The 6,353-nt window shown below is 69.9% G+C and carries 6 protein-coding genes and 1 pseudogene; 3 read left to right on the forward strand and 4 right to left on the reverse strand.

Annotated elements, in window-relative coordinates; all coding sequences use genetic code 11:
• Nucleotides 1-227 (reverse strand): annotated as a pseudogene (locus Q4I23_RS29430) (NAD(P)(+) transhydrogenase (Re/Si-specific) subunit alpha); the annotation flags it as partial.
• A 423-nt stretch (nucleotides 228-650) separates the two neighbouring features.
• Between Q4I23_RS29430 and Q4I23_RS29435 the strand changes: the two are divergent.
• Entirely contained in the window at nucleotides 651-899 is a 249-nt protein-coding gene (locus Q4I23_RS29435) for a DUF2312 domain-containing protein (RefSeq protein WP_014239966.1), read from the forward strand.
• Between the two features lie 19 nt (nucleotides 900-918).
• Here the strand turns inward: Q4I23_RS29435 and Q4I23_RS29440 are convergent, their stop codons facing one another.
• The 3 genes from Q4I23_RS29440 to Q4I23_RS29450 form a co-directional block, all read right to left on the reverse strand.
• The gene (locus Q4I23_RS29440) at nucleotides 919-3,120 is read right to left on the reverse strand and encodes an anthranilate synthase (RefSeq protein ID WP_498528568.1); all 2,202 of its coding nucleotides are present in this window, start codon (nucleotides 3,118-3,120) and stop codon (nucleotides 919-921) included.
• A 238-nt stretch (nucleotides 3,121-3,358) separates the two neighbouring features.
• Nucleotides 3,359-3,940: a cation efflux transmembrane domain-containing protein gene (locus Q4I23_RS29445; protein ID WP_454018036.1), complete on the reverse strand. Its 582-nt coding sequence runs from the start codon at nucleotides 3,938-3,940 to the stop codon at nucleotides 3,359-3,361.
• Nucleotides 3,941-4,111: 171 nt separating this feature from the next.
• Complete coding sequence (locus Q4I23_RS29450; protein ID WP_454018035.1) at nucleotides 4,112-5,038, reverse strand: cation diffusion facilitator family transporter; 927 nt, start codon at nucleotides 5,036-5,038, stop codon at nucleotides 4,112-4,114.
• Nucleotides 5,039-5,223: 185 nt separating this feature from the next.
• On the opposite strand from Q4I23_RS29450, the gene Q4I23_RS29455 reads away from it, so the two are divergent.
• Both Q4I23_RS29455 and Q4I23_RS29460 read left to right on the forward strand, forming a co-directional pair.
• Nucleotides 5,224-5,661: a CBS domain-containing protein gene (locus tag Q4I23_RS29455; RefSeq protein WP_014239962.1), complete on the forward strand. Its 438-nt coding sequence runs from the start codon at nucleotides 5,224-5,226 to the stop codon at nucleotides 5,659-5,661.
• A 181-nt stretch (nucleotides 5,662-5,842) separates the two neighbouring features.
• Nucleotides 5,843-6,353, forward strand: a 511-nt coding sequence (locus tag Q4I23_RS29460) for a response regulator (RefSeq protein ID WP_498528569.1), incomplete at its 3' end; no start/stop codon positions are given.

The following is a 6,353-nucleotide window of genomic DNA, read 5'->3' on the forward strand; positions in this document are numbered from 1 at the left end:
CGCTGCACCTTCAGCACGATGTCGGCGTCGGCCAGCGCCGACGCGGCGTCCGGCGCGATCTCCGCGCCGGCGTCCTGGTACACCCGGTCCGGCAGGTTCGAGCCCAGACCGGCCCCGGTCTCCACGACCACTTCCAGGCTGAGGGCTTTGAGTTTCTTGACCGTCTCCGGAGAAGCCGCGACGCGATTCTCGCCCGCGCGCCGCTCCCTGGGTATGGCGATTTTCATGGTTCTTTATCTCCCCTGCCGCAAGTGGCCGATTTGCGTGCAATCGGCCTAGACCGTCGGCATCAATGCCGGATTTATGTGACTTTGTGAAGCTCAAGAGCGTCGATGGTATTACCAGCGGTGATGGGTGCGGCGCAACAGCCCGAAGAGGCTTGGCACGCCCGCGTGCAACGGAAAGTGCAAGGTCGCCGCTTTCGCACGCTCCCGCCATCGGTCTTTCGCATCAGGCGTCCTCCGAGGCGGCGGTCGTCGCCACGGACGCATCCCACTATCCGGGCACACCCGGCCGAGGCGTTGCTGCGGTTTGCCGCGCCCTGTGGCATCCGCGCCGACAACGCCGGGAGTCGCTTGCCATCGACGGCGACCGCCGATATCGTCCGCGCCGGATTCCCCGGAAGCACCCAATTTGAGGTTACCCTTATCATGTCCGACGTCGGCGGCATTGCGGCGGATCGCCTGAAATCCTTCGTGGAGCGCATCGAGCGCCTGGAAGAAGAGAAGCGCGGCCTGCAGGAGGACATCAAGGAGGTCTACTCCGAGGCCAAGGGCACCGGTTTCGACACCAAGATCATCCGCCAGATCATCCGGCTGCGCAAAATGGACAAGGCCGATCGCCAGGAGCAGGAAGCCATCCTGGAACTCTACAAGGAAGCGCTGGGGATGGTGGAGTAACCACCCCCGCCCCCTTTCCTCACGCCGCCGCGTCCGCGAGGGCGCCGGCGGCCAGCCGGTCCATCACGTTGCCCAGCAGGGCGAGACCGGCCCCACCGTCGAGCGACAGGATCGACTCGGGGTGGAACTGCACGGCGGCGAGCGGAAGCCGCCGGTGCTCGACCGCCATCACCAGACCGTCGGTGGTTTCCGCGGTCACCGTGAGGTCCGCCGGCAGCCGGTCGCGCCGCGCCACCAGCGAGTGGTAGCGCCCGACCGTCAGCCGCTCCGGAAGGCCGGCGAACAGCGCACCGCCCAGCACCCGGACCTCCGTCGCCTTGCCGTGGACCGGCTCCGGCAAAACGTCCAGAGCACCGCCGAAGCGCTCCACCATCCCCTGCAAGCCCAGGCAGACTCCGAACACCGGCAGACCGAGCGCCAGCGCCGCGTCGATGGTGCCGGCCACGTCGAAATCCGCCGGGCGCCCCGGACCAGGGGACAGCACGACCAGATCCGGCCTCCGCTCCGCCAGCGCCGCCCGCGCGTGGTTGTGACGCAGCGTCGTCACCGATGCGCCGGTCTGGCGCAGATAGTCGGCCAGCGTGTGGACGAAGCTGTCATCGTGATCCACCAGCAGCACCCGCCGGCCCCGCCCGCTGCGGGGAGCCGCTGGAAGAGCGGGCACCGCACCCGTCGTCGTCCCGCGGATGGCGTCGCGGAAGGCGGCGGCCTTCAGGCGGCACTCCGCGTCCTCCGCGTCCGGGTCGCTGTCGGACAGCAAGGTCGCCCCAGCCCGCACATAGGCGACGCCCTCGGCCATGCGGATGGTGCGCAGGGTCAGGCCGGTGTCCATCCCGCCGTCGAAGCCCAGCCGGCCGAAGGCCCCGCCATACCAGCGCCGCGGCGATTGCTCCGTGTCCTCCAGGAACTGCATGGCCCAGCGCTTGGGCGCCCCGGTCACCGTCACCGCCCAGGTGTGGGTGAGGAAGGCGTCCAGCGCGTCCAGGCCGGGCCGCAGCCGCCCCTCCACATGGTCCACCGTGTGGATCAGGCGGGAGTACAGCTCGATCATCCGCCGCCCGATCACCCGGACGGACCCCGGCTCGCACACCCGCGCCTTGTCGTTGCGGTCCACGTCGGTGCACATGGTCAGTTCCGCCGCGTCCTTGGCCGAGGTCAGCAGGCGGAGGATCTGGGAGGAGTCGCCCAACGCGTCGGCCCCGCGCGCCACGGTGCCGGAGATCGGGCAGGTCTCCACACGCCCGCCGGCCACCCGCACATACATCTCCGGACTGGCGGCGACGAGGAACTCGCCCCGCCCGAGATTGACAAAGGCCTCGTAGGGCGCCGGATTGGCGGCGCGCAGCCGGCGGAACACCGCCGAGGGCGCGTCGGCGCAGGGCTCGGCGAAGGTCTGGCCGGGCACCACCTCGAACAGGTCGCCGCGGCGGAAGGCGGCCTTGGCGGTCTCGACGACGCGCTGATACGCGCCGGGCGCGTGGTCGCAGCCGGCCTCGGTGTTGGTGTCCGGGCGGTACGGGTGGTCGCGCCCAGCGCGCTCCAGCCCTTCCGTACTCCCCGCCGCCGTGGCGAACTCATACTCGACGAGCCGCGCGAGTCCTGCGATGGGGTCCAGAGCGACGAGCCGGTCCGGCAGGTAGAGCACCAGATCGCGCTGGTCGTCGGGCCGCTCCAGCCGCAGGCGGATCGGCTCGAACTGGAAGGCGAGGTCGTAGGCGAAGGCCCCGTAGAGCCCGAGCAGCGGGTCGTCAGGGGCGGCGAACAGTTTCAGCACCGCGCGCAGGATCGAGAAGACGGAGGGCTGGCGGCTGCGCTCCTCCTCCGGGAAGGGATGCTGGGGCTTGCGGACCAGGGCGGTGACCCGCGACGGCGCCTCCTCCAGCCCGGCCAGCGCCTCCAGGCCGCGCAGGGCCTCGGCGATGGCCGGCAGCAGCACCCGGCCCCGCGCGTTCAGTGCGTCGAGACGCAGCGTCCGCCCGCGCGCCGTGACGGCCAGCGGCGGATCGGCGAAGCCCAGCGCGTGGCGGCGGTAGCGGCCCGGCGCCTCCACACCGCTGGACAACAGCAGGCCGCGGCGGCGGTCCAGCGCGTCGATCACCGGATCGAGGGCGTTCCGCGGGTCGAGTGTCGTGGCCCGCCGGGTCACGGTCACGCCACCGCGCGTCCGGAAACGCAGCGGTTTGAGGAGGTTGGGCGAAGCGAGGAGATCGGCGGGATACATGGCGGGGACTCCGATGGTCGATCCGTGGATGGACGGACACCCGGAGTTCCCTTGCTCGACACCTGTGATTCCCTGGTCAGGAAAAAGGCCGCCCGGAAGCTCCGGGCGGCCTTTCGATGGTGTGCGCGCTCACGCGCGTCGGCTGGCCGGCCCGGTTAGACGGGCCACCACCAACGACACGACAGGGAGGGCGCAGCGAAAATCATGACACCGAGTTCGCCACAGGGATGCGGGCCTGTCAAGCCCCCTTGCCCAGCCCGGTCGGGTCGGCGGGCGCATACCACGCGCGCCGTTCCCCCACCGCCTGCCGCAGCGCCGTCACCGCGGCGGACAGCACCGTGGCGGCGATGACCGCGGCGACCAGATGATCCGGCCAGCCCTGCCCCATCGTCCAGGCGCCCGCCGCCGCCATCATCACCGCGGCGTTGGTCAGCACGCCGTTGCGGGCGCACAGCCAGACCGCGCGCAGCGTCAATCCGCCGCGCCGTCCGGCGAACAGCAGGACCGCCACCGACAGGGTCGCCCCCATCCCGAGAAGTGCGACGAGGCTCATCACCGGCGCGTCGGGAACCGTGCCGGCATAGGCGCTCCACGCCGTGGCGGCCACCACCCCCAGCCCGAGGACGGTCAGCGTCAGCCCTCTCGCCAGCGTGGCCCAGCCGCGGGACTCCAGCCCCCGCCCCATCATCCACAGGCCGACGCCATGGGTCAGCGCGGCCGCCAGGAAATCCAGCGCGCTCGCCCGCAGGGCCATGGACTGCGTCTCCAGCCCCGCGGCCAGGGCGACGGCGGCCATCAGCCCGTTGACGATCAGCGCCATGCGCAGGGTGCGACGGTAGTCGGCCTGCCGTCCGCTGTTTGAACGACCACCGCTCCCACAGGAGCCTCCACAGCAATTGCCCGCCATCCCGTCACCCTCCGCCCGCTCCACGCGCTCCGTTCCTCATGGAAAGCTAATGTACCCACTCCGGCCCGTCCATAGGGCAGGCCGTCATTCCGCCCATTCCGGGTCGCTGGTGAAAACGATGGTGAGCCAGCGGTCCGGACCTTCGCCGCCGAGGGCCGCACCGACCTCGTCGCGGATCCTGTCCCACTCCTCCAGCCTGCGCGGCGGCCAGCCGATCGGGGCGATGAAGAACAGCTCGATCTGCCGCCCCCGGCCCACCCGCGCGACATAGGCGCGGTAGGAGGCGAAGCCATGGCGCCGCACGGTGTCCGACGCGACGGCATCGACGTGCCGCTTGAGGTCGGCGGGTGTGACCAGCAGGACATCGGCCAGCGCCTGCCGCATCGTGCCGACTGGGATCGGAATGACCACCAGACAGACCAGGGCCAGCACCGCCGGGTCGATGTAGGGCGACATCCACTGAAGCCGGGTGCCCTCGATCAGGTATCCGAAGACGAAGGCGACGAGCAGCGCCGCGGTGAGCGCCGCTGCCATGACCCAGGACTTCGCGTCGAGCGCCAAAAAGTCGGAATGGACCGTCCGGTTCGCCCGCGTCGCGAAGACCGCCATGCCGGCGGCCACGAGAAGGGTCACCGCCGCGTAGACGATCGCATGGTCGAAGGCCAGATCGCGGCCCCCCGTCATCAGGCTGCCCACGGCGTTGATGAGCGCGTAGATCGCCGCTCCCATCAGCAGCGTGGCATTCAGCCCGAGGACCATGGGTTCGAGGTGCCAGAATCCCATGGTGAAACGCTCGGCCAGCTTGCCCCGGCGCGGGCCGACACTGGTCGAGGCGGCGATCAGGTTCGACACCAACAGCGTCACCATCGTCATGCTGGCGTCCACCAGCGAATAGATACCGTCGAAGACGATGGCGAAGGAACCCGACAGCAGGCCGAACAGGATGCCGGCCCCCGCCAGCAGCACCGTGACGGCGATGGACAGGCGAAGAACCTTCTGCTCGGTGGTCATGCGCGCTCTCCCTTTTCCCCCGCAACTCAGCGGTTGCCATGCATTCATGCATAGCGGCCCCATCGAGGCGGCAAAACCGATTTTCCAATCCGGACCGCCAAGCCCTTGCCGGAACCGCCGGCCGCTCCAGGCTCATTCCGAATCGGACCCCGCCGATTCGCCAACCCCAAAGAGGGAGGGTGGACATGACCGTCGTTTCCGAGGTTTTGAACCGCAAAGGCCATAACGTCGCATCGATCCTGCCGTCCGAGTCCATCCGGACCGCCGCCCGCACGCTGACCGACCGGCGCATCGGCGCCCTGGTGGTGTGCGACCGCCGGGGCCGGCTGGCCGGCATCCTGTCGGAGCGCGACATCGTCCGCGCCGTGGCGATGCATGGCGCCGACGCGCTGGATATGCCGGTGGAGGATCTGATGACCCGTCAGGTCAAGACCTGCCGGCCGGAGGACACGATCAAGGACCTGATGCAGATGATGACCCTGCGCCGCCACCGCCATGTGCCGGTCTGCAACGAGGCGGGCGATCTCGCCGGCGTGATCTCCATCGGTGATGCCGTGAAGGCCCGGTTGGACGAGCAGGCCCACGAGGTGGCCGTCCTGAAGGATCTCGCGCTGGTCCGCTAGAGGCACCCCGGACCTTGATCAAGTTCCCGGACGGGGGAGCCGAAGACCAAGCGCACTCCATGAGGCGAAAAGGCTCCCCCGGTCGTGCGCCGATTGGCGCTAACACGTCTCCGTGTCCTGAAATCCCAGGGCGGCGTTCGGATATTCGGTAACGCTCCGTTCCCGAACCTTCGGACCCGACATGCCCCGCCGCTACCCGACCCATCTGAAAATCCTGGTCGTCGAGAACAACCCGCTGCTGCTGCGGGCGCTGCGGGACATGCTGGAGCATTGGGGGGTCGGCCAGGTCGCCCCCGCCGCCAACGGGCAGGAGGCGATGGAACTGCTGCGCCGGGAACCCTACGATCTGATGGTCACCGACTGGGTGATGGAGCCGGTGGGTGGCGGCCAACTCGTCCGCTGGGTGCGCGGCGCGGCCAGCTGCCTCAGCCCCGATCTGCCGATCATCGTGCTGACCGCCAACGCCGACGTCGCCACCGTGCGCGCTGCTTGGGACGCCGGGGCGGACACCGTGCTCGCCAAGCCGGCCTCCGCCGCCACCATCGCCCGGCGGATCGAAACCGTGCTGAACAACCCACGCCGGGGCGGTCGCTCCCAAGCCGAGGCGGCCACGGCAAAGCCGACGAACAACAACGCGCCGCCGCATTCCCGCCCAGCGCCGGCCCGCCCGGCGATCTCTGCCGGTCCCACCC

This window comes from Azospirillum sp. UFLA03-27, assembly GCF_059803775.1.